Below are 21,594 nucleotides of genomic sequence, written 5' to 3'. Positions count from 1 at the left end.
CCAGCGCGAGCCCACCGACGATCCCGACCCGCAGCCCGCTCAGGCGTGCCTCGCCCAGTGCAGCACCCGCCGCTCGACGGCGGCGTACCCGGCGTTGAGCACGTTGCCCAGCACCCCGAGCACGATCACCGCGGCGAACATGGCCGGGATGTTGAAGCTCTGCTGCTGGTAGGTGAGGTAGAAGCCCAGCCCGTTCTGCCCGCCGACGAGCTCGGACACGACCATCATGATCAGCGCGATGGGCAGCGCGACGCGCAGCCCGGCGGAGATCATCGGCAGCGCCGAGGGCAGGACCACCCGGCGGGCCACCGCGAAGCGCGAGAGACCGAACATCCGCGCCGTCTCCACGCGTTCGGGGCGGACCGATCGCGCCCCCGCCGCGGCGTTGACCAGCACCGGGAACACCACCCCGAACACGATCACGGAGATCCGCATGGAGTCGCCGAGCCCGAGCACGAACACCGCGACCGGCAGGACGGCCACGGCGGGCAGGGCCCGCAGGAACTCCAGGGTGGGCCGGAGGTAGTCGTCGAGGGTGCGCGACATCCCGATCGCCAGCCCGAGCACGATCCCCAGCACCGCCGCGAGCAGGAAGCCGCCGAGGAACCGCGCGAGGCTGGGCAGGACGTCGTGCACGACGACGCCCGGGAACCAGGTCGTGGCGAACACCTCGAGCGTGCGCGACAGCGGCGGGAGGTAGACGTTCCCGGCCAGCCGCCCGGCGACCTCCCAGGCCGCCAGCAGGACGACGGGCAGCACCGCGGGCAGCCACCGCGGCGGCCTGCGGGTCGAGAGTGCGCCGGTCACGAGTCCCCCCGTCGGTTCCAGAAGAGCAGCCTGCGCTCCAGCGCCTGGACGCCCAGCGCGAGGAGGTAGCCGAGCGCGCCGACCACGAGCACACCGGCGTACATCTCCGGGGTGCGGATGGCGGCCTGCATGAACGAGATGAAGTAGCCGACCCCGCCCGCCGCGGTGAGCAGCTCGACGGTGATCGTCAGGACCAGCGCGATCGCGGAGGCCACCCGGATCCCGGTGAGGATGTTCGGCAGCGCGAGGGGCAACACCACCCGGCGCAGCACCTCGGTCCGCGACAGGCCGAACGTGCGGGCGCTGTCGAGGGCGACCGGGTCGGCGTCTCGCACCCCGTAGTAGGTGTTGAACAGCACCGGCCAGAGCGAGGCGTAGAAGGCCGCCAGGATCGTGGTCGTGGGGCCGACGCCGAACAGCAGGATGGCGAAGGGCACCAGCGCCACCGACGGCAGCGGCCGGAGGAACTCGATCACCCAGCGCACCGACGCGTACAGCCACTCCGAGCTGCCCAGCAGCAGCCCGAGCAGCACGCCCACCACCGTGGCGAGCGCGAGCCCGGCCAGGGCCGTGCCCAGCGTGCCGAGCAGGGCGACGACGAGCGCGCCGTCCGCGACCTGCGCGGCGAACGCCACCGCGATCTCCGTGGGCCGCGGGAAGTACCGGGAGCCGATGAGGGTGGTGACCAGCTGCAACGCCACCACCAGCCCGGCGACGAAGACCAGCCCGCGCCACCCGCCCCGCCGCCCGGACCGGGTGGCCCGGGCGGCGGGGCGCGCGGGGGCGTCCGCGAGGGCGGTCACGACGCGGCCGGGGCCGGGGTGATCAGGTCGGCGGCGTTCAGGTCGGCGGGGATCGTGCCGAACCGGCGCTGCAGGTCGAGCTGGCTCTGGATCGACTCCGGGGTGAGCTCGGTGCCGTAGTAGGACAGCGCCGACCGCGCGACGACGGCGGGGTCCTGCCCGGTCGCCTCGGCCAGCACGGCGCGGCGCGCGTCGGCGTTGGCGGGGTCGTTCGACCAGGTGCTCACCTCGGCCATGGCCTCGCGGATCGCGGTCACGGCCTCCGGGTTCTGCGCGGCGAACTGCTGGGTGCCGAACCAGACGGTGTAGACGAACGGCTTGCCCTCGTTGACGAAGTCGTAGGGGCTGGCCAGCCGCCGCCCGCCGTTGGCCTCGAGGTCCTCCATGTAGGGCGGCTGGAGCACGCCGCTCTGGACCTGCCCGGTCTCCAGGGCCTGCCCGATGTTGGGGAACGCGAGGTTCACGAAGGTCACCGCGCCGCGGTCCACGCCGGCGGCCTCCAGCATGGCCATGGTGGACAGGTGCGGCAGGGTGTTGAGCGCGTTCACCGCCAGCGTGGTGCCCGCCAGCTGGGGCACCTCGGTGATCGGGCTCCCCGCGGGCGTCATCAGGAACGAGCCGGGGTTGTCCGCCCGGTACTCGATGCCGGGGGCGATCATGGTGAACGGCAGGCCCTGGCTGATCCCGCCTGCCACCGCGGTGGGGGCGCTGCAGGCGAGGTCGGCCTGCCCGGAGGTCACCGCGGCGGCCAGCTCCGGCACCCCGGCGACGACGTCGAGGGTCACGTCGATGCCGTGCGCGGCGAAGATGCCCTGGTCCACCCCGATGAAGCTCTGGGCGCAGGAGTCGGTGGCGACGGTGGCGAGGGTCAGGGTGATCCGGCCGTCCTCACCGGTGACGGTCTGGGCGCCGCCGCCGCACGCGGCGAGGGTCAGGGCGGCGGCGGTGCAGGCGGCGACGGTGGCGACCAGTCTGCGCATGCGGTGGGATGCGGTCATCTCGGGTCCTGTCGGGGGGAGGGTGGGGACGGGTCAGGAGTCGGCGCGCTGCTTGTTGAGCCCGACGCGCTCGTGGATCAGCGCGCGGGCCTCGAGGAAGGCCTGCTCGCCGCGGGTGCGGATCTGGTGGCGGGGGCGGGGCAGGTCGATCGGGAGCTCCTCCACCACCCGGCACGGCGGCGGGCCGAGCACCTCGACGCGGTCGGCCAGGTAGACGGCCTCGTCGATGTCGTGGGTGACGAGCAGCATCGTGATGCCCTCGTCGGCGTAGCGCTGCTGGATGGTCAGCAGCAGGTCCTCCAGGTTCTCCTTGGTCAGCGCGTCGACCGAGGCGAACGGCTCGTCCAGGAGCAGGATCCGCGGGCGGAAGGCCAGCGCCCTGGCGATCGCCACGCGCTGCTGCATGCCACCGGAGAGCTGGTAGGGGTGGTAGGCCTCGAACCCGGCGAGCCCGACGGCGGTGATCGCCTCGGCGATCCGGGCCTCCTTGTCCGCGGCGGAGAGGTCCGAGCGGCGCTTGAGCGGGAACCCGACGTTGCCGGCGACGGTGAGCCACGGGAACAGCGAGCGGGTGTAGTCCTGGAACACCAGGGCCATCTCCGGCGGCGGGCCGGTGACCGCGGTGCCGTCGAGCAGGACCGTGCCCTCGGTCGGGTCCAGGAGCCCGCAGATCATCCGCAGCAGCGTGGACTTGCCGCAGCCGGACGGCCCGACGATGGCGACGAACTCCCCGCTGCGGACCTCGAAGGAGAGGTCGCGGGAGACGAACGGGCCGTCGGCGCGGTACTGCTTGGCGAGGCCGTCGATGCGCAGCAGCGGGGTCGGGTCCGGGTCGGCGGCCGGGTCGGTGCCGGGATGCTCGGCCGTGCTCGGCAGAGTCGTCATGAGGGTCCTTCGCGGGTGGGGGTGGGCGCGGTCAGGCGGTCGCGACGCGGCGCAGCCGCTCGAGCACGAAGCCGCGGTCGTGGGTGGACAGGAAGTAGCCGGGCGACTGGGGGAACACGGGGTGCAGGAACGCCCCGAGCACGGCCCGGCCCGCGTCCCCGCGGCCCAGCGGGTCTGCCACCAGCACCGTCGTGGTCGCCTCCTGCACCACGAGCGGGGCCCAGGAGTCGAGCCCCTCGAGCACGTCCGCGAGCCTGCCGAGCAGCGCGCGGCGCCCGGCGTCGTAGCCCAGGGCCGCTTCCGGCACCTCGTCCTCGGCGAAGGCCAGGAAGTTGCTCCAGTTGCCGGGGTCCTGGGCGGCCGCGGCGTCCGGGTACACGATCTCACCGTGCTTCGCGGTGAACACGACGTCCAGGCGCTGCGCGCCGGTCAGCCGTCCGCCCACGGTGTCCGCGAACTCGGTCGGCGCGGAGACCAGGTCCAGGACGGTGATGTCCGCGGCCCGGCCGACGGCCAGCGAGCCGTGCCGGTCGGCGGCGCGCAGCCGCTCGGCCGCATTCGTGGTGACCATCGGCAGGATCTCGCGCAGCGACATCCCCATCGCGAGGAACATCCCCATCACGTTGACCAGCGAGTACGTCGGGCCGGTCACGTTGGCCTGCTGGAGGTCCGACGAGAGGGTGGTCGGGAGGAAGCCCAGCTCCATGCTGCGCCTCGCGATCCGGAAGTCGAAGTTGAACGCGCCCATGCCGACGTCGAACCCGACGCCGCGCTCGATCGCCGCGGCGATGGACGGGTAGAGCTCGGTCTCGGAGCGGAACAGCGAGTTCGGGTTGGGTGAGTAGCAGTGCGTCACCGTGTCGCACGGGTCGAGCAGATCGATGATGGCGTCCATGTCGAGCGGGAGCGGCTGGCGCTCCTGGATGTCGCCGACGTGGATGTAGAGCGGCAGTCCGAGGCTGCGGGCGAGGCCCTTCGCCAGGGTCATCGGGCCGATCTCGCCGGTGGGCCCGAAGGCGGGCACCTTCATCCCGGCGATGGTGTCGCGGTGGCGGTCCACGAGCTCGAACATGTCCGTGACCGGGATGACCGGCACGATCGAGCGGATGTCCTTCTGCTGCTCCTCGCCGATCAGGCTGACCGCGATGCCGCTCGGGCCCATGTACATCCAGGAGTACAGGTCGGTGCGCAACCGGCCGGCGAGCTGGGCGCTCATGTCCGGGAAGGACCAGGCGCCCGCGCCGCCCGCATCGCACAGGGTGGTCACGCCGCTGCGCACCCCCACGGTGTCGGAGTCCGAGAACCCGATCCCGCCGAACGCGTGCATGTGGATGTCGATCAGGCCGGGGACGACGTGGCGACCCCGCACGTCGTGCACCTCGACGCCCGGCTCGACCGGCAGGTCCGGGCCGACGGCGGCGATCCGGCCGTCCCGCACCGCGACGTCCGCGACCTCGTCCCGCCCGGAGGCGGGGTCGAGGACGTGCCCACCGCGGAGCAGCAGGTGGCGGCCGGTGGCGCCGTCGGCGCTCACGCTTCCCAGTGTCATGGGGTGCTCCTCCTCAGGAGGCGATCTCGGCGGGGACGCCGTCGACGTGCCAGCGGCCGTCGACCAACGCCGCGGGCCGGGTCTCGGTGCTGAACCTGCAGTTCATGCCGCGGCCGGAGCGGGTGTCGAACAGGAAGCCGTGCAGCGGGCACTTGAGGGCCCGGCCCGCCACAGACCCCCGCGCCATGTCCGCGTCCTGGTGCGGGCACCAGCGGTCCACGGCGGCGGCGTGCTCCACGACGATGACCCAGTCCCGCCCCGCCGCCGTCACGGGGACGAGCGGGCCGGTGACGGGGTCGAAGATCGGGGTCACGGTGCGCGTCGGTTCGGTCATCACGGCTCCTTTCTTACGCTGTATCGTACGTTGTACGACCGGGTCTTCGGGGTCGTTCGTGTTACGCCTGTGTGCAGGTCAGATGGCGTGCGCGGCCCGGTGCGCGAGGCCGGCGGCCGCATCGACCTTCCAGGCGTTGCCGGGCAGCGGGTGGGCGCGGCGGGCGAGCTCGGCGTCGACCGCGGCGGCCACCTCGGCGGGCTCGGGGGCCCGGCCGCGCAGGGCGTCCTCGGCCGCCCGCATCCGCAGCGGGGTCGGGGCCATCGCGCCGAGCACGATCCGCACGTCGGTCCAGGCGCCGTCGGGCCCCTTCTCGACCGCGAGCGCGGCGGAGGCCGCGGCGAAGTCGCCGGTGTAGAGCGCGAGCTTGGTGAAGCTCGTGGTCCGCTCCCCGGGCGGGAGGTGCACGGCGACGACCGGTTCGCCCTGGCCGAGCACGGTCTCGCCGGGCCCGGAGTAGAACTCGGCCATCGGGATCCGCCGCCGGTCGGTCTCCACCTCGGCGTCGAGCGCCAGCAGGACGGTGCCGAGATCGGACGGGGTGACGGCCTGGCAGCGGTGCCCGTCGACGACGGCGTGCTGGAACCGGTGGTCACCCTGCACCGCGTAGCAGGGGCTCAGCACCCCGTTGCGCTTGTAGCAGTCGAAGCCGTTGCGGAAGAACCAGCAGCGCTTGGCCTGCACCAGGTTCCCGGCGACCGTCGCGGCCTCGCGGATCTGCGGGGACGCGATGGTCTCCACCGCCTGCGCGAGCGCCGCGGGCAGGTCCGGGTGTGCGGCCAGCTCGGCCAAGGTGGTGGCCGCGCCGATGCGGGTCCCGGTCTCCCCCGTCGTGATCCCGCGCAGCGAGGTCACCGCGGCCACGCTGACCAGCACGGGGGCGGGCCGGACCTCGGCGCGGCGCTCGATCGGCGCCTCCGTGGCCCCGCCGAGCACGGCCGAGCCCTTGTCGCGCAACAGGACCAGCGCCTCGTCGAGCGTCTCCGGCGCGTGGACCAGCGGCGCCGCGGGCACGACGGCACGTCTGCGGGCCCGGTACGCCGGGCCGAGGCGGGTACCCCAGTGGTGCAGCACGTGGTGCAGGCCCAGCGGGTAGGCCGCCCGGATCGCCGCGACCCACCACCGGCTCGGCCTGCGCAGGATCCCGAACGAGCGCGGGGCGTGCAGCGCGGTCAGCACCTTGTCCGGGGTGATCGGCAGCTCCCGGATCCGGACGCCGATCGCGTCCGCCACGGCGTTCGCCACGGCCGCGCCCGGCGGGATGATCGACATCTCGCCGACGGCCTTGGCGCCGTAGGGCCCGCGGGCCTCGTCGGGGTTGTCGACGACGACCGGACGGATCGACGGGAGGTCGGCGTTGCGCGGCATCGCGTAGTGCAGATACCCGGCGTTGACGACCCGGCCGCCCTCACGGATCAGCTCCTCCCCCAGCGCCGCGCCGAGGCCCATCGCCGCACCCCCGACGATCTGGCCCTCCACCAGCGTCGGGTTGACCGGTCGGCCCACGTCGTGCGCCGCGACGTAGTCCACGACGGTGACCTCACCGGTCAGCCGGTCCACCGTGACGCGGGCGCCGTGGGCGGCGTAGGCGTAGGTCGGCGAGAGGTTCGCGGTGCTCTTCGCCGGGTTCAGCGGCTCGGTGCCGACCACCCGGTACGAGGTCTCGTGCGAGAGCACGTCCTCGCCCTCCCGCGGCCCGGGCACCGGGTCCGGGCGGGCGTCGTCCGCCAGTGCCACCAGGTCGCCCAGGTCGACGGCCCCCTCCTCGGACACCGCTCGTCCGCCGGTGAGGGTCACCGCCTCGGTGCCGAGCTTCGCCGCCGCGAGGTCCCGCAGCCGGCCGGCCAGCTCGCGGGCGGCCTGCCCGACCGAGGACCCGGTCATGTGGGTGCCGCGGGAGGACCAGGCGCCCAGCTCGAACGGGGTGTGCTCGCCGTCCATGCTGGTCACCGAGACCCGGTCGAGGGGAAGCCCCAGCTCCTGCGCCGCGATCTGGGCGAGGATGGTGTTCTGGCCCGTCCCGGCGTCCGCACCGCCGTGTCGGACCCGGACGTGGCCGTCCGCGTAGAGGTCGAGCGCGGCGTCGCTGCGGTCGGCGTGCTCGTAGGCGTAGGCGCCGGAGCCGTGGCTGCCGCCCGCGACCCCCTTGCCGTGCGCGATCCCGTCCCGCTCCGGCGGACGCGGCGCCGCCCAGTCCAGCCCCTCCCGCACCGCGACCAGACAGTCGCCGAGCCGGGTGGTGCCCACCTCGTAGCCGCACAGCGTGGTGGCGTCCTCGGGGGCGAGGTTGCGCAGCCGCAGCTCGAGCGGGTCCACGCCGAGCTCGGCCGCGATCTCGTCGACCTGCGACTCCATGGCCAGCGAGACCTGCGGGGTGCCGTAGCCGCGGAACTGGCCGCCGGGCTGGGTGGCCGTGTCGACCAGGCGCGCGTCGAAGCGCACCCCGTCCGGCCGGTACATCGAGCCGAGGGTGATCACCCCGACCCGCATGACCGAGGTGCCCATGTGGTTGTACGCGCCGTTGTCCACGGCCACGTCCGCGTCGAGCGCCCGCAGGACGCCGTCCGCGTCCGCGGCGGTGGTCAGGGTGGTCTCGAAACGGTGCCGGGGCTTGTTGGCGCCGAACTCCTCGGCGCGGGTCAGCTCCACGAGCACGGGCCGGGAGGCCTTGCGCGCCAACGCCGCCGCCAGCACCTCGTGCTCCGACGCCTTGGACTTGGACCCGAACCCGCCGCCCACGGCGACCTCGCGGCAGACGACCTGGTCGTGGCGCAGCCCGAGCAGGTGCGAGACCTCCTTGGCGATGAACCACGGCGCCTGGGTGGAGGTCCAGAGCTCCACGATCTCGCGGTCCGGGTCCCAGGCAGCGAGCGTGGTGTTGGGCTCCATGCAGGCGTGGCTCACGCTGGGGTGCACGAACCGGCCCGCGACGCGCACCGACGCCGCGGCGCGACCGGCCGCCGCGTCCCCCCACTCGATCCGCAGGTGCTGTGCGACGTTCGGCTCGGCGGTCGTGCGCTCGTGCAGGCGCACGGCGCCCGCCCGACGGGAGGCGCCGATGGTCAGCGGCGCCCGGCGGACCCGGTAGCGCACCCGGATCGCCCGCAGCCCGGCGCGGGCCAGCTCGGGGGTGTCCGCGGCGACCGCGGCGACCTCCTGCCCGACGTGCCGCACGACGCCCGCCGCGAGCGGGGGCCGATCGGACAGCGGGGCGCCGCGGTGCAGGTAGGTGATGCCGGGCGCGAAGTCCGCCGCGGTGATCACGGCGCGGACGCCGGGCATCCGCTCCGCCCGGGAGACGTCGATCCGGCGGATCTCGGCGTACGGGTGCGGCGAGCGCAGGATCGCCCCGTGCAGCGGCGCGCGGCCTGCCAGCGTCTCGGCGACGACGTGGTCGGCGGTGTAGGCGACCCGGCCGACGCTGCGGTCGTCCCAGTCCAGCGGGCGGACCCGGGCTCCGATCCACTCACCCACGTCGGGCCTCGGCGATCCGGCAGACCGACTCGGTGATGGCCTGGTAGCCGGTGCAGCGGCAGAGGTTGCCGGACAGGGCGTGCGCCACCCGTTCGCGCCTGCCCGCGGCGGGCCGGTCGGCCTCGTCCCGCAGCAGGGAACAGGCGTGCACGACCTGGCCGGGGGTGCAGAAACCGCACTGGAAGGCGCCGGTGTCGGCGAACTCGGCGCGCAGGTCCGCGGTCTCCGCCGCCAGCCCCTCGCTGGTCCACACGGGCTCACGGACGAGCACCGCGGGCGTCGCGCAGGCCATCCGGGGGCGGCCGCCGACGAGCACGGTGCAGGCGCCGCACTCACCCCGGCCGCACGCCACCTTGGTGGCGGTCAGCCCGAGCCGCTCCCGCAGCACGGTGGACAGGGGGGTCAGTCCGGACGCCTCGACGTCGATCTCCTCGCCGTTGACGACGAGCCGGTGGAGCTGGGTCACGAAGGCCTCCTCACCGGTCGTACGCTGTACGACCGCGGCGGCGCGCGGCAAGCGAACGTGACGCGGCACCATGTCGTGTAACACACTGTTCACGCTGCTCAGACGGTGTGCGCACGACCGTGCGCAGGGAGTCGGAGCGGGGTCAGAGCGACCGGACCACCGAGGCGACGAACGCCTCCAGGCCGAACTCGAACTGCGCGTCCGAGGGCAGGGCGACCAGCTCGTCGGACAGCTCGACGAGCCGGGGGAAACGGTCCAGCGGCAGGGCGGAGTAGACGTGCGAGCGCTGGCGGCGCTGCTCGTCCGCGTCCGATCCCTCGCCGCTGTGCCCCCACGGCCGGGGCACCTGGTAGCTCGCGAACCCGATCGCGTAGGTGATCAGGAAGCCGTAGCAGCGCACCGCGACCGGTCCGGGGATGCCCGCGTCCACGAGCCGCTGCAGCGGCCCCTCCATGGCGCCCGCGAGCGCGGTGCGGCTGTCGGTGATCCGCGTCGCGAGCAGCCGGACGACCGTGGGGTGGTCCCGCATCATCCGCAGGAAGCCGTGGCCGACCTCGCGGATCGCCTGGGCCGGGTCGGTGGCGGGCCCGGCGGGCAGCGACATCCGGCCGAGCACCCGGTCGGCCATCCCGTCGAGGATCTCGTCCCGGCTGCGGAAGTAGCTGTAGAGGGTCATCGCGCCGACGCCCAGCTCGGCCGCCAGCCGCCGGACCGTCAGCTTGTCGAGGTCACCGTCCGCATCGGACAGCCGCAGCGCGGCCTCGATGATCAGGTCGGGGGTCAGCGTCGCGCCGCGGCCCCGACCGGACTCCCTGCCCATGCCACCCCTCCCGGTCCGTCCGGGTGACCTTACGGTCCGCTCAGCCACGCCGACGACCCGCCAGCGCGACGACGGTGTGGATCAGGTGGCGGGCCAGCCGCTCGGCCTCCCGGACGTCCACGACGTTCATCCCGGCCGGGAAGTCCAGCGGGATCGGGGCGTCCGGCCCGATGCGGTCCATCCCGATGCGCGCCGTCGGGATGCCGCGGTTGCGCAGGATGTTCGCGTCCGTGGCCCCGGAGTTGGCGACGATCGGGACGTGCGGGCGGCCCTCGGCCTCCTCCCAGGCGGCCACGGCCGCCCGGACGACCGGCGCGTCGGTCGGGGTGGCGGTGCCGGGGACGGACAGCACCATGTCCCAGTCCAGCTCGATCTCCGGGTAGGCCGCACGGATCCGGTCCATCTCCGCGCCGAACTCGCGGCGGACCTCTGCGGGGGTCTGCCGCGGGGAGGTCCGCAGGTCGACGGTGAACCGGCACAGGGCCGAGGTGGCCGACGCCAGCCGCGGCCACCCGCCCTCGACCGAGGCGACGATCCCCTGCGGCGCGACCAGCCCGTCGGTGTGCGCGGCGGCGTACTGCGGGAACCAGGCCTCCAGCTCCTGGATCACGGTGGCGGCGTGCAGGATCGGGTTGCGGTAGGGCATCCGGTGCCGGGAGCCGACGTAGGAGAACGTGCCGCCGACCCGCACCTCGAACCAGCAGAGCCCGACCTCCTCCCAGGCGACGGCCCAGCCGGGCTTGGCGATCACCGCGTGGTCGGCCCACACGCCCTGTTCCAGCAGGAACGAACAGCCCGAACCCTGGCCCGTGTTGCGGCGGGTCAGGCCGCGGGCGAGCCTGCCGTTGGTCGGCATGCCCCCGGCCCCGAGCCCGACGGTCACGTCCCCGGCCAGCGGGGTCCCGACCAGTGCCTCCGCGGCCGCGACGACCGCCGCCGCGTGGCCCTTGGGGTTGCTCGCGCCCAGCCCGAGCACGTGGTCGCCGTGGACCTCGGCGCGCGGGCGCATGTCCGGGCGCAGCGCGGGCCCGATCCACGGCACGTCCTCGGCCTCGTCGCCGACGGTGAACGTGTCGATGGGGGCGTAGAGCAGCACGTCCTCCCCGCCGCCGGTGCCGCGCAGGACGCCGATCGCGTTGCCCTGGCGGTCGTCGATCGGCTGGTAGCGACCCTCGAGTCCGGCCGCGCCCAGGGTGGTGGCGAGCCACCGGGCCAGCTCGGCCTCCTCGCCGGTGGGGCTCGGGATGTCGACCATGCCGACGACGAGCTCGGTGAGCCGGGCGCGGGACAACCGGGCGCGGGCCGCCGCGACCCAGTCGCGCTGTTCGGCGTCGAGGACGGGGGCGGGCTCGAGGGCGGTCACGGCGCAGACCGCACGGTGGGAGCGGGCACGGTGGGAGCGGGCACGGTGGGAGCGGGCACGGTGGGAGCGGGCACGGTGGGAGCGGGCACGGTGGGAGCGGGCACGGTCAGCACGGTCGTCGCCCGGCCCGCCTTGACGAGCAGCCCGGCGCCGTGGCGGCGGGCGACGGCGCGGTCGAGGGCGACCAGCCCGCCCAGGGCGGTGAGGCAGGCGAGCACGCAGGCGAGCGGGCGGTTCATGCGGCGCTCCGGTGGGGGACGGGGAGGAACGCGTCGACCAGCGCGGCGACGGCCTCCGGACGTTCGGACTGGGGGTGGTGCGCGGTGCGGGCGAGGACGGTGAGGTCGCCGTGTGGCAGGGCGGCGGCCAGCGCCGCGCCGTAGTCGGGGCCCGCGAAGGGATCGTGTGCACCCCAGACCGCGAGCACGGGGGCGGTGACCTCCCCGAGGACGTCTCCGAGGTCCTCGTCGGCGCCGCGGGCGGCGGGGTCGGTGGCCACCGCGAGCGCGACGTCGGTCGTGGCGGCCCGCAGCCGCGCGGCCACGAGCTCCGCCGAGGGTCGCCCGGTGTGCCACTCGGCACCCTCCATCAGCGCACGCATGGTGGTCGGGCCGGGGTCGGCGTACAGGGCGTCGCGCAGCCGGGGGCCGAGGCCGGGGTCCGCGGCGGTGCCCGGGAACGCGGCGGGGGTGCTCCCGACCAGCACGATCCGCCCGACGTGCGGCGGCCGCCGCGCGGCGAGCGCCAGGGCGACGGCACCGCCGAGGGACTGGGCCAGCACGTCCACCCCGTGCAGGCCCAGCCGATCGAGCAGAGCGCCCAGCGCCGCGGCGGGCCCCGAGAACCGGCCCGGGGGGAGCTCCGGGCCGGTTCCCGCGGGTGCGGGCAGCGGGGCGCCCCCGTAGCGGGGCAGGTCGACCAGCAGCCACGGCCGGTCCGGGCGCAGCGCCAGCACCGCGGCGAAGTCCGCCGCCGCGTGACAGCCCGGCCCGCCGCCGTGCAGCACGACGGTGGGCGGGCGGTCCCGCGGGCCGAGCCGGGTGACGTGGAGCCCGTCCACCACCCTGCCGACCACCCCGCCGACCATCCCGCCCATCAGTGGCCCACGCGCTTCTCGGTCGGCTGCACCACGACGCCCGCCTGCTCGACGTGGCGCCGCCACGCGGTCAGCGAGAGGTCGGGGCGATACAGCCGCTCGGGCGGTGCGTCCATCACGTCGACCATCCACGCGTCCTGCGCGGTGAACTGGCCGTGGAAGAGCCAGCGGATCGCGGCGAGGTACTTCGCCTTGAACGCGAGCGCCTTGCGCCCGGTCTCGAAACGCACCATCAGCTGCACGTACCGGACGTGGTCGGCGTCCACCGGGACGTACCACTCGTAGTGGATGAACTGCGGGTAGGCGACACGGAGCAGGCCGGGGAGCCGGATGGACACGAACCCGGGCAGGTCCAGCGCGGCGATCACCGGGTTGGCGTCGCCGTTCTTGCCCGGGCGGTCCGGCAGCGGCATCCGCTTCCACCACCGCTTGTTGCTGAACGTGCCGACCCCCGGGAACTCCGCGTCCCAGTGCACCTCGTCCTGGACGCGGATGAGCCAGCCGTCCCGCTCCTCGATCCGGGTCAGGTTCCAGGTCGGCATGACCTTGAACAGCCGCCAGAGCGCGGTGTTGTGCAGGTACTTGGCGTGGCCCTCGTCGAAGCCGTTCTCGGCGGCGAAGCGCCAGTTGCCGTCCCGGATCTCGTTGCGCCCGCCCAGGACCAGCGCGTTCTCGGTCAGCTCGCGGGGCAGGTCCCGCTCGACCGGGTGCGGGTCGCCGTCCCCGATCCACACGAAGACCAGACCGAGCCGGATCTCGACGGGGTAGGTCGCGACCGCGAGGCGCCCGCAGATCGGCGAGTCCGGCCCGTCGGTGATCACCGCCTTGAGCTCGCCGTCCGCCAAGCCGTAGGTCCAGCCGTGGTACGGGCAGGAGATCGTGCCGGGGAACTGCCTGCGCCCCAGCGACAACGGGACGCCGCGGTGCGGGCAGCGGTCGTGCAGCCCCCGGATCGCCCCGGTGGTGTCGTCCCGGACCAGGACGATCTTCTCCCCCGCGACGGTCACCGCGAGCGGCGCGCGGCCGACCTGGTGGACGAACACGGTGGGGTACCAGTAGTTCCGGAAGCCCAGCTCGGCGGCCTCGTAGGTGGCCCAGGACCCCCAGTCCGCGCCGTCCTGCACGGGCGGACCGGGCGGGAGCGCGGCCGGCACGGACGCCGCGGCACGGCCGCGGCGGCGGGGGGCGCGCCGCGGCGCCTCCTCGGTGGTGGAGTCGATCAGTTCGGTCACGGTCGGGCCTCTCAGATGTCCAGCACGAGCTCGGGTGTGCGGGCGCGCGAGACGCACGGCAGGACCCGGTCGGTCACGTCGGGATCGAGCAGGACGTCGCGGTGCTCGGGGAGCCCGGCGAGGACGCGGCTCTCGCAGCTGCCGCACAGCCCGTCCCGGCAGGCGTTGGGCAGGGCGACGCCCGCGGCCTCGAGCACGTCGAGGGCGCTCTCCCCCGCGGGCACGGTGACCCGCACACCGCTGCGGCGCGCGACGAGGTCGAACGGCACGTCGTCCGCGAGGGCGGCCGGGTCCCGCGGGGCGGCGGTGAACCGCTCGAGGTGCAGGGTGCCCGGGGGCCAGTCGGCGCAGGTCACCTCCATCGCGGCGAGCAGCGGGGCGGGGCCGCAGCAGTACACGGCCACCCCCGGTCGCGGCTCGCCGAGCACGGCGGCGAGGTCGAACCGGTTCTGCCGCACGACGACCCGCGGGTCACCGCCCAACCGGTCCAGGAACGCCGGTGAGCGTCCACAGTAGAACAGTTGCCAGTCCGAGGTGACCGCCTCGATCATGGGCAGCAGCGGGGTGATCCCGATGCCGCCCGCCACGAACACGTACTCCGCGGCCTCGACGAGGGGGAAGTGGTTGCGCGGACCGCCGACCTCGACGACCTCCCCGGGACGCAGCACGGCGTGCACGTACTCGGACCCGCCGCGGGAGGCGGGCTCGCGCAGGACCGCGATCCGGTAGCCGCGCCGGTCGGCGGGGTCCCCGCACAGCGAGTACTGCCGCACGTGGTCCGGCAGCCCGAGGTCGATGTGCGCGCCGGGTGTCCAGGCGGGCAGCAGCCTGCGCGCGGGGTCGGCGAGCAGCACCGAGAGCACCCGCTCGGACTCTCGCCGCAGCTCGACCACCTCGAGCTCGAGCACGCCCTCGCCCGGCAGTCCGGGCGCCGGCTCGAGAGTGCGGACATCGGTCGACGTCACGGACACCTCCTGTAGTCGTACTAAGTACGGTACAGGTCAGAAGGACGGTGCGGAAGGTGGCGCAGACCGCATCGCGGCAGGTCAGAGCCACAATTGTGACGGCGGTGTTACGAGCGCGGCCTCAGCGACCGGGCGTGACGGCGCCGCTGAACCAGAGCCAGAGCCCGCCGCCGACCAGGGCGAGCACCACCGACACCGCGACGCCCAGCGTGGACAGCACGGTCATGGCGGCGAGCATCCCGACCACACCGAGCACCAGGAGTGCGAGGGAGAACCGCCGGGGGGCGGCGGAGCGGACCCGCCCCGTCGTCAGCAGGCGGCAGAACGCCGGGTCCTGGAGCCACAGCGCGGTCTCGATCGCGCGCAGCTGGGCGCGCTCCCGACTGTTCAGCATCGGTGTCCCCCTGATCGGCGATAACGGCACGATCACACACCGGAAACACGACGTTTACAAGAGGTCGTCGACCGCCCACTGGCCCAGCAACGCACGCAGGGCCGTGACCAGCGCCAACGGCTCGTCCAGCATGGGGTGGTGGCCGGTCGCGGGCAGGTCGATGAGGGGCACCCGGTGCCCGAGCAGCGCATCGATCTCCCCGGCCATGGTCGGCGGGATGAGCCCGAACTCCGAGCGCAGGAAACCCGCGCGGCACTTGAGCTCGGGCAGCAGCTGCCGCAGCAGCACCCGCTCGGCGAACATCGTGGGGTCGAACTTCCAGGTCCAGCCCTGCGGCGTCTCGCGGACCGACTGCTCGGCGATGTGCCTGCGCACGTACGGGAGCATGGTCTCCTGCGCGGGGGTCGTCCGGAACCGGCCGACGATCGTCTCCCGGTCCGGGTAGTAGCGCGCCTCGCGCTGGGTGCGGCGCAGCCGCTCCTCCTCCGGGGGCTGCTCGTTGAGCGGCGAGTCGATGATGACGATCCCGTCGACCTCGGCGCCGTGGTGCGCCCCGACGGTGGTGGTGACCCAGCCGCCCATGCTGTGCCCCACCACCAGCGGCGCACCCGCGATGCCGCCCGCCCGGGCCGCGGCGAGCACCTCGCGGGCCCACTGCTCCAGGTCGTAGGCCGGGCGGTGGTCGCTGTCCCCGTGCCCGGACAGGTCGAGCGCCACGACCCGGTGCGTCGCGGAGAAGAACGGCGCCACGTGGTCCCACCATCCGGACTGCGCGGCCCCGCCGTGCACCAGCACGAGCCCGCGGTCGGCGGGGTCGCCCCAGGCGCGGTAGTGCACGCGGGCACCCTCGACCTCGACGTCGGCGTGCGTGGGGCGCTGCGCCACGGCCTCGGCGAACCAGCGTGGAGTCTCGGTCACCGACCGATGGTCCCACGTCGCGGCGCGTGCCCGGACGTGACGACGGTCGTCACGGCGCGTCGTGGAAGATGATCCCCAGCACGTGCCTGCGGCCCGAGCGGACCGCGCTCACCCCGTGCCGCAGCTGCCGCCGGTGCACCCCGCGCGCCCCCCGCACCGGCCGGTACCGGACCGGGAACACCAGGGCGTCCCCCTGCCCGGGCCGCTCGACGATCGCCCGCGACTGCTGCCGGGGCACCTGCTCGGTGAAGACGCTCTCGCCGCCGGTGAAGTCGACGTCGGGTCGGTCGAGCAGCACGGACACCTGCAGCGGGAAAGTGCGGTCCCCGTAGACGTCCTGGTGCAGGCGGTTGTGCCCGCCCGGGCCGTAGCGCAGCAGGAGCGGGGTCGGGCGGGTCTGCCCCGCCTGCGCGCACCACGCCCGCAGCTCGGCGAGGGTCTCCGGGTGGCCGGGCTCCCCCAGCCGGGCCGCCCAGTCGTTCGCGACGCGGGCCAGCGGCGGGTAGAGCTCCTCGCGGAGCTTCTGCACGAGGTCGGGCAGCGGGTCGGCGAAGTACCGGTACGAGCCCTCGCCGAACGCGTGCCGAGCCATGACGACGGTGCTGCGGAACCGGTCGTCGTCGTCGAACAGCGCCGCGGTCTCGGCGCACTCGCCGGGGGTCAGCAGCGCGGGGATCCGGGCGATCCCCTCGGTGTCCAGCGTCCGCAGGTCCATGGTCACCAGGGTGGTCCGCGCGACCGGCCCGGTCCGGCGGGAATCAGACGTCGAGCCGGTAGCCCATGCCCGCCTCGGTGCGCAGGAAGCGGGGGTGTGTGGGGTCGGGTTCGAGCTTGCGGCGCAGCTGGGCCAGGTAGACCCGCAGGTAGTGGCGGTTGTCCTCGTACTGCGGGCCCCAGACCCGGCGCAGCAGCTCCCGCTGCCCGACCAGCTTGCCGCGGTGCTCGGCCAGCATCTCGAGGATGCCCCACTCGGTGGGGGTCAGGTGGACCGTCTCGGACCCGCGGCGGACGCGTTTGGCCTGCAGGTCCACGGTCAGGTCGCCGAGGGTCAGCACCGGCTCGGCGGCCGCTGCGGCAGCCCCCCTGCGCACGGCCGCGCGCAGCCGGGCCAGCAGCTCGTCCATGCCGAAGGGCTTGGTCACGTAGTCGTCGGCGCCCGCGTCGAGGGCCGCGACCTTCTCCCCGGAGTCCGTCCGGGCGGACAGCACGAGGATCGGGACGGGACTCCAGCCGCGGATCCCCGCGATGACGTCCGCGCCGTCGAGGTCCGGCAGCCCCAGATCGAGCACCACGACGTCCGGGTGGCGGTCCGCCGCCGCCCGCAACGCGCTCGCGCCGTCCGCCGCCGACACCACGTCGTAGCCCTGCGCGGTGAGGTTGATCCGCAACGCCCGCGCGATGGCCGGGTCGTCGTCGACGACGAGCACCCGGGTCATGCCCCCATCCTGGCACCCGGCCCCGCGCCGCCGACCGTTTGGGGTTGTCCACAACGCCGAGGTCCGGGGAGGAGTGACACACGCGCGCGACCTCGGGAGTCTCCCCGCACCTACCCTGGAGGTGCGCGGCGATGGTCGACTTCGGACTCTGGTACGACTTCCGCAACCCCGATCCGGAGCGGCCCTTCGGCGCGTTCTACCGCGAGGCGCTCGACCAGATCTCGTGGGCCGAGCAGCAGGGCATCGGGTCGGTGTGGCTGACCGAGCACCACTTCGTTCCCGACGGCTACAGCCCCTCCCCCTTCGTTCTGGCCGCCGCCATCGGTGAACGCACGAGCAGGCTGCGGATCGGGACGAACCTGATCGTCTCGCCGCTGCACAACCCGGTGCGCCTCGCCGAGGACGCCGCCACGCTCAGCCTGCTGACCGACGGCCGGTTCGCCCTCGGCGTCGGGCAGGGGTACTGGGAGCGGGAGTTCGCGGCGTTCGGGCAGCGGGTGCGGAACCGACCGAGCCTGCTGGAGGAGGGCGTCGAGGTCATCCGCCGCGCCTGGGCGGGGAACGCGGACGGGTTCCGCGGCAAGCGCTACGAGCTGCCCGAGGGCCTCGCCGTGACCCCGCGGCCGGAGAAGACCCCGCCGCTGCTGGTCGGCGCGATGGCCGAGCCCGCGATCGAGCGCGCCGCCCGGATCGCCGACGGGTTCCTCTCCACCCAGAACGCCCACCAGCAGGCCTACCTCGACGCGTGCGCCGCCCGGGGCACGACCGCGGCGATCTACGCGGGCCAGTGGGCGATCATCGCCGAGGACCCCGAGCGGACGTGGGCGCGGATCGGGCCGCACGCGCTCTACCAGCTCAACGAGTACATCGGCTGGGGCGCCTTCGGGCCGCCGGACGCGGTGCCGCGGTTCACCGACCCGCAGCAGATCGTCGACGCGGGCGCGTACCAGCTGATGGACGCGGCCCAGGCCGTCGAGACCTACGCCGAGCTGCTGCGACAGCGCCCCGAGATCCGGGACGTGCACTTCTGGGCGCAGCTGCCCGGCGAGTCGGTCGAGTCCGGGTCCGCCCGGATCGAGTACCTGGCCACCAAGGTCATCCCCCAAGTCCGCGAAAGGCTCTGAGATGGCATTCCTCGCACGGGACGGCAAGAGCGTCTACTACGAGCACCACCGCGGCCCGAACCGGCCGGTCGTGCTGGTGCACGGGTGGGGTGCCACCAGCGAGTGCTGGGACACCACGCTGACCGCGCTGCTGACCGCGGGCCACGAGGTGGTGCTGATCGACCACCGCGCGTGTGGGCGGTCGGACCGGGACTTCGACGACGTGTCGGTGGCCGCCATCGCGTCGGACGTCGTGGCCCTGGTGCGCGAGCTCGGCCTGGACCGGCCGGTGCTCGACGGCTGGTCGTTCGGCGGCGCGGTCGTGGTCGCCGCCGCGGCCGAGCTGGGCGACGCCGTGTCGGGCGTGGTGCTGACCGGCGGCGCCACGCCCCGCTACAGCGCCACCGACGACTGGCCGCACGGCGGACGACCCGAGGACACCGAGGCCGTCATCGCCGGGCTGGCCGCGGACCGCGCGGCCACCTTCCGCGCCATCACCGCCGCGGTCGCCGCGAAGCCGCTGTCCGACGACCTGAACGAGGCCATCTGGCTCCAGTTCATGCAGACCGGCGCCAAGGCGGCGTTCGGCCTGCGCGACCTCGTCGACGTGGAGCAGCGCGAGCTCCTCGCGAGCCTCGCCGTGCCGATCCTGTCGCTGCACGGCACGGACGACGCGTTCGTGCCGATCTCCGGGGCCCGCGCGGGCATCGAGCTGGCCCGCGACGGCAGGCTGGTCGAGTTCCCGGGCTGCGGACACGCGCCGTTCCTGGAGGACCCGGCGACCTACCAGACGGAGCTACTGCGCTTTCTGGACCAGGCGTAGCGCCAGGTCCTGGTACCGGGCGACCAGGGTGTCCAGGTCCAGCCTGCCGCCCGGCTCGTACCACTCGTTGGGCCCGTTGAGCATGTCCAGCAGCGCGAGGGAGACCAGCCGCGGGTCGGGGCAGTCGAACTCCCCGGCCGCGGTCCCCGCCGCCAGGAAGTCCCCGATCTCGTGCTGGTAGCGCCGCCGGTAGACCTGCACCTCGTCGAGCCTGGCCGGGGTGAGCGCGCGCAGCTCGCGCCCCGCCACCCACCACGCGTCCCGGTGGGCACCGATGTGGCGCACGTGCCCCTCGACCAGCCGCGCCAGCCGTTCCCGGTGCGTCCCCGGCCCGTCCAGCAGCGGCAGCTGCTCCACGACCATGTCGCGGTCCACCAGGTAGATGGACTCGAGGAGCAGCTCCTCCTTGCCCGCGAAGTGGTGGTAGAGCGACGCCGCCTGGATGTTCGCCGCCTCGGCGATCGCCCGCATCCCCACGCCGTGGTAGCCGCGTTCCCGGAAGAGCCGGGTCGCGACGGCCACCAGCTCGGCCCGCCGCGACCCGGGCGGTGCGGGGGCGCGCGCTGTCTCGGTCACGGGTGTCAGCATCCTCCCCGCACCAGCTCGTCGACCTGCAGGGCCAGCTGCGCGGCCAACAGGGCGTCGAAGCGGCGCAGGTCCAGCCCGCCGACGTGCTCGATGCGGCCGAGCCGGTAGCGGATGGTGTTCTCGTGCACCCCGAGCGCCTTCGCCGTGGCCCGGACCTGGGCGCCGCAGTGCAGGTAGTGCCGCAGTGTCGCGGTGAGCTCTCCGCCGGTCTCGGCGTCGTTGCGCCGCAGCGGGCCCAGCAGCGACTCCGCGAAGCGCACCGCCACCGAGGTGCGCTCCCCGTTCACGACCAGCCGCAACGTCCGGAAGTCCGCCGCGTCGACCACGCCCGAGCGCCCGCCGAACCCGGCGACGATCGCCTCGGCGTCCCGGGCCTCGCCGTGCGCGGCCGGGTAGTCGGCGACCCGCCTGCACACCGCGGACACGATCGCGCGCGGGACACCGCTGAGCGCGGCGACCCGGTCGAGCAGACCGCCGAGCGTCGTGCGCACCCGCCCCTCGGCACCGGCTGCCACCCCGACGAGCAGGATCACCGCGTCCGGCTCGGCGATCGCCAGCACCGGGCCGAGCGGGCCTCCGACCAGCGCGGCCACCGCCGCCCGCTGCTCGCGCGCCTCCCGGTCCTTCGCGACCGGGAGCCGGACCAGCACGTGCGGGCGGTCCACCGCGATCCCCACGTGCGCCGCCATCCGCGCCAGGTCCTCCGGGGCACGCGATCCACGGACCAGCTCGCCGAGCACGTCGTCGCGCGCCTGGACCACGGCTTCGGCCCGCCGGGACTCCGACAGCGTCTGCAGGGCGAGGACGCCGGCCGCCCACTCGGCGAGCTGCGCGTCCGCCTGCCCGAGCCGCCGTCCGGTCTCGACGACGTCGAGGAAACCGCAGACCTCGCCCTCCCCGACGAGTGCCGCGACCACGTGCCTGCGCATCAGTCCCTGGTCCGGCGCCGGGGGCAGCACCATCGAGGCCCGGTTCGGGCCGAGCCCGTCGAGCGCGGTGCGGACGTGCGCGGTGCCGGGCAGCACGCCCCGGCCCGCGACCGGACGCAGCGCCGCGTCGAGCCAGGCGACCTCGGTGCCGAGCAGCTCCGCGAGCAGCTCCACCAGCCGACGCCCCTCCGCGCCTGCCGCCACCTCGGCCGCGAGCCTGCGCTGCAGCGTCCGGCAGCGACCGAGCTCGGCCAGCTCACGGCGCTGCCGGGCCCCGCGCAGCGCCTCGCGCTCGCGGGCGAGGATCGACTCGGCGAGCGCGGCGTAGGGGGCGGCGGCGCCCGCGTCGTCGTCTCGCCTGCCCTCCGACGGGGTCTCGGCCCGTTCGATCTCGAGCACGCCCGCGACCTCGCCCTCGACGAGGAGCGGCACGGCGGCGCTGGTGTGGCCGCCGCGCTCCCCCGCGCTGGCGACCGGGGCGAGCCCACCGTCGGGCCGCCGGACGTGGACCGCGCACCGCACCGGTCCCAGCTCGGCGCGCACCGCCCGCAGGACCAGCGCCAGCCCGTCCGCGACGTCCTGGACGGGGGTGGTTGTAGGACTCGCCATGG

The 21,594-nt window shown here is 74.5% G+C and carries 22 protein-coding genes; 2 read left to right on the top strand and 20 right to left on the bottom strand.

Annotated features, from left to right (window positions below):
• Nucleotides 1–39: 39 nt before the first annotated feature.
• The 18 genes from L3X23_RS04575 to L3X23_RS04490 form a co-directional block, all read right to left on the bottom strand.
• Nucleotides 40–807 (bottom strand): ABC transporter permease, encoded by a 768-nt coding sequence (locus L3X23_RS04575; RefSeq protein ID WP_237190846.1) that lies wholly within the window; start codon nt 805–807, stop codon nt 40–42.
• Nucleotides 804–1,610 carry an ABC transporter permease gene (locus tag L3X23_RS04570; protein ID WP_237190845.1) on the bottom strand — a complete coding sequence of 269 codons (807 nt, stop codon included), beginning with the start codon at nt 1,608–1,610 and terminating at the stop codon, nt 804–806. Before L3X23_RS04570 ends, L3X23_RS04575 begins: the two co-directional genes overlap by 4 nt.
• Nucleotides 1,607–2,608 carry an ABC transporter substrate-binding protein gene (locus L3X23_RS04565; RefSeq protein ID WP_237190844.1) on the bottom strand — a complete coding sequence of 334 codons (1,002 nt, stop codon included), beginning with the start codon at nt 2,606–2,608 and terminating at the stop codon, nt 1,607–1,609. Before L3X23_RS04565 ends, L3X23_RS04570 begins: the two co-directional genes overlap by 4 nt.
• 33 nt (nt 2,609–2,641) lie before the next feature.
• Complete coding sequence (locus L3X23_RS04560; protein ID WP_237190843.1) at nt 2,642–3,493, bottom strand: ABC transporter ATP-binding protein; 852 nt, start codon at nt 3,491–3,493, stop codon at nt 2,642–2,644.
• A gap of 31 nt (nt 3,494–3,524) precedes the next feature.
• Entirely contained in the window at nt 3,525–5,042 is a 1,518-nt protein-coding gene (locus L3X23_RS04555) for an amidohydrolase family protein (RefSeq protein WP_237190842.1), read from the bottom strand.
• A gap of 13 nt (nt 5,043–5,055) precedes the next feature.
• A complete protein-coding gene (locus tag L3X23_RS04550; protein ID WP_237190841.1) occupies nt 5,056–5,376 on the bottom strand; it encodes a Rieske 2Fe-2S domain-containing protein in 321 nt (106 codons plus the stop codon).
• 78 nt (nt 5,377–5,454) lie between these two features.
• On the bottom strand, nt 5,455–8,850 hold the full coding sequence (locus L3X23_RS04545) for a molybdopterin cofactor-binding domain-containing protein (protein WP_237190840.1): 3,396 nt from the start codon (nt 8,848–8,850) through the stop codon (nt 5,455–5,457).
• A complete protein-coding gene (locus L3X23_RS04540) occupies nt 8,843–9,316 on the bottom strand; it encodes a (2Fe-2S)-binding protein (RefSeq protein WP_237190839.1) in 474 nt (157 codons plus the stop codon). The genes L3X23_RS04545 and L3X23_RS04540 overlap by 8 nt, the downstream gene beginning before the upstream one ends.
• A gap of 142 nt (nt 9,317–9,458) precedes the next feature.
• Nucleotides 9,459–10,136 (bottom strand): TetR/AcrR family transcriptional regulator, encoded by a 678-nt coding sequence (locus L3X23_RS04535; protein WP_237190838.1) that lies wholly within the window; start codon nt 10,134–10,136, stop codon nt 9,459–9,461.
• A gap of 40 nt (nt 10,137–10,176) precedes the next feature.
• Nucleotides 10,177–11,499: a hypothetical protein gene (locus L3X23_RS04530; protein ID WP_237190837.1), complete on the bottom strand. Its 1,323-nt coding sequence runs from the start codon at nt 11,497–11,499 to the stop codon at nt 10,177–10,179.
• Nucleotides 11,496–11,738, bottom strand: coding sequence for a hypothetical protein (locus L3X23_RS04525; RefSeq protein WP_237190836.1), 243 nt, complete (start codon nt 11,736–11,738; stop codon nt 11,496–11,498). The genes L3X23_RS04530 and L3X23_RS04525 overlap by 4 nt, the downstream gene beginning before the upstream one ends.
• A complete protein-coding gene (locus tag L3X23_RS04520; RefSeq protein WP_237190835.1) occupies nt 11,735–12,595 on the bottom strand; it encodes an alpha/beta fold hydrolase in 861 nt (286 codons plus the stop codon). The genes L3X23_RS04525 and L3X23_RS04520 overlap by 4 nt, the downstream gene beginning before the upstream one ends.
• Entirely contained in the window at nt 12,595–13,827 is a 1,233-nt protein-coding gene (locus L3X23_RS04515; RefSeq protein ID WP_237190834.1) for a Rieske 2Fe-2S domain-containing protein, read from the bottom strand. Before L3X23_RS04515 ends, L3X23_RS04520 begins: the two co-directional genes overlap by 1 nt.
• An 11-nt stretch (nt 13,828–13,838) precedes the next feature.
• On the bottom strand, nt 13,839–14,792 hold the full coding sequence (locus L3X23_RS04510; RefSeq protein WP_237190833.1) for a PDR/VanB family oxidoreductase: 954 nt from the start codon (nt 14,790–14,792) through the stop codon (nt 13,839–13,841).
• 121 nt (nt 14,793–14,913) lie between these two features.
• A complete protein-coding gene (locus L3X23_RS04505; RefSeq protein ID WP_237190832.1) occupies nt 14,914–15,186 on the bottom strand; it encodes a DUF3040 domain-containing protein in 273 nt (90 codons plus the stop codon).
• Between the two features lie 54 nt (nt 15,187–15,240).
• Nucleotides 15,241–16,104, bottom strand: coding sequence for an alpha/beta fold hydrolase (locus L3X23_RS04500; RefSeq protein WP_237190831.1), 864 nt, complete (start codon nt 16,102–16,104; stop codon nt 15,241–15,243).
• A 49-nt stretch (nt 16,105–16,153) separates the two neighbouring features.
• Nucleotides 16,154–16,819 carry a 2OG-Fe(II) oxygenase gene (locus L3X23_RS04495; protein WP_237190830.1) on the bottom strand — a complete coding sequence of 222 codons (666 nt, stop codon included), beginning with the start codon at nt 16,817–16,819 and terminating at the stop codon, nt 16,154–16,156.
• Nucleotides 16,820–16,862: 43 nt separating this feature from the next.
• Nucleotides 16,863–17,540 carry a response regulator gene (locus L3X23_RS04490; protein WP_237190829.1) on the bottom strand — a complete coding sequence of 226 codons (678 nt, stop codon included), beginning with the start codon at nt 17,538–17,540 and terminating at the stop codon, nt 16,863–16,865.
• Between the two features lie 131 nt (nt 17,541–17,671).
• Here L3X23_RS04490 and L3X23_RS04485 point away from each other — a divergent pair, with 131 nt between their 5' ends.
• Together L3X23_RS04485 and L3X23_RS04480 are read left to right on the top strand one after the other, a co-directional pair.
• A complete protein-coding gene (locus tag L3X23_RS04485) occupies nt 17,672–18,664 on the top strand; it encodes an LLM class flavin-dependent oxidoreductase (protein WP_237190828.1) in 993 nt (330 codons plus the stop codon).
• 1 nt (nt 18,665) lies between these two features.
• The gene (locus L3X23_RS04480) at nt 18,666–19,466 is read left to right on the top strand and encodes an alpha/beta fold hydrolase (RefSeq protein WP_237190827.1); all 801 of its coding nucleotides are present in this window, start codon (nt 18,666–18,668) and stop codon (nt 19,464–19,466) included.
• Here the strand turns inward: L3X23_RS04480 and L3X23_RS04475 are convergent.
• Nucleotides 19,440–20,042: a TetR/AcrR family transcriptional regulator gene (locus L3X23_RS04475; RefSeq protein WP_237190826.1), complete on the bottom strand. Its 603-nt coding sequence runs from the start codon at nt 20,040–20,042 to the stop codon at nt 19,440–19,442. The genes L3X23_RS04480 and L3X23_RS04475 overlap by 27 nt on opposite strands.
• Before the next feature lie 5 nt (nt 20,043–20,047).
• Nucleotides 20,048–21,592 carry a CdaR family transcriptional regulator gene (locus tag L3X23_RS04470; RefSeq protein WP_237190825.1) on the bottom strand — a complete coding sequence of 515 codons (1,545 nt, stop codon included), beginning with the start codon at nt 21,590–21,592 and terminating at the stop codon, nt 20,048–20,050.
• Between the last annotated feature and the right edge of the window lie 2 nt (nt 21,593–21,594).

Origin of the sequence: Pseudonocardia sp. WMMC193, from assembly GCF_021728735.1 — a bacterium.
In the GTDB taxonomy this organism is placed as follows: Bacteria; Actinomycetota; Actinomycetes; order Mycobacteriales; family Pseudonocardiaceae; genus Pseudonocardia; species Pseudonocardia oroxyli.
The sequence above is the reverse complement of the archived record's forward strand: the minus strand, read 5'-3'. Positions and strand labels throughout refer to the sequence as shown.

What these genes read in the sequence shown, in the direction of transcription:
- L3X23_RS04495 (WP_237190830.1), bottom strand. Translation starts at nt 16,819, where the DNA reads ATGGACCTGCGGACGCTGGACACCGAGGGGATCGCCCGGATCCCCGCG.
- L3X23_RS04565 (WP_237190844.1), bottom strand. Translation starts at nt 2,608, where the DNA reads ATGACCGCATCCCACCGCATGCGCAGACTGGTCGCCACCGTCGCCGCC.
- L3X23_RS04560 (WP_237190843.1), bottom strand. Translation starts at nt 3,493, where the DNA reads ATGACGACTCTGCCGAGCACGGCCGAGCATCCCGGCACCGACCCGGCC.
- L3X23_RS04520 (WP_237190835.1), bottom strand. Translation starts at nt 12,595, where the DNA reads ATGGGCGGGATGGTCGGCGGGGTGGTCGGCAGGGTGGTGGACGGGCTC.
- L3X23_RS04490 (WP_237190829.1), bottom strand. Translation starts at nt 17,540, where the DNA reads ATGACCCGGGTGCTCGTCGTCGACGACGACCCGGCCATCGCGCGGGCG.
- L3X23_RS04555 (WP_237190842.1), bottom strand. Translation starts at nt 5,042, where the DNA reads ATGACACTGGGAAGCGTGAGCGCCGACGGCGCCACCGGCCGCCACCTG.
- L3X23_RS04535 (WP_237190838.1), bottom strand. Translation starts at nt 10,136, where the DNA reads ATGGGCAGGGAGTCCGGTCGGGGCCGCGGCGCGACGCTGACCCCCGAC.
- L3X23_RS04550 (WP_237190841.1), bottom strand. Translation starts at nt 5,376, where the DNA reads ATGACCGAACCGACGCGCACCGTGACCCCGATCTTCGACCCCGTCACC.
- L3X23_RS04470 (WP_237190825.1), bottom strand. Translation starts at nt 21,592, where the DNA reads ATGGCGAGTCCTACAACCACCCCCGTCCAGGACGTCGCGGACGGGCTG.
- L3X23_RS04480 (WP_237190827.1), top strand. Translation starts at nt 18,666, where the DNA reads ATGGCATTCCTCGCACGGGACGGCAAGAGCGTCTACTACGAGCACCAC.
- L3X23_RS04485 (WP_237190828.1), top strand. Translation starts at nt 17,672, where the DNA reads ATGGTCGACTTCGGACTCTGGTACGACTTCCGCAACCCCGATCCGGAG.
- L3X23_RS04505 (WP_237190832.1), bottom strand. Translation starts at nt 15,186, where the DNA reads ATGCTGAACAGTCGGGAGCGCGCCCAGCTGCGCGCGATCGAGACCGCG.
- L3X23_RS04525 (WP_237190836.1), bottom strand. Translation starts at nt 11,738, where the DNA reads ATGAACCGCCCGCTCGCCTGCGTGCTCGCCTGCCTCACCGCCCTGGGC.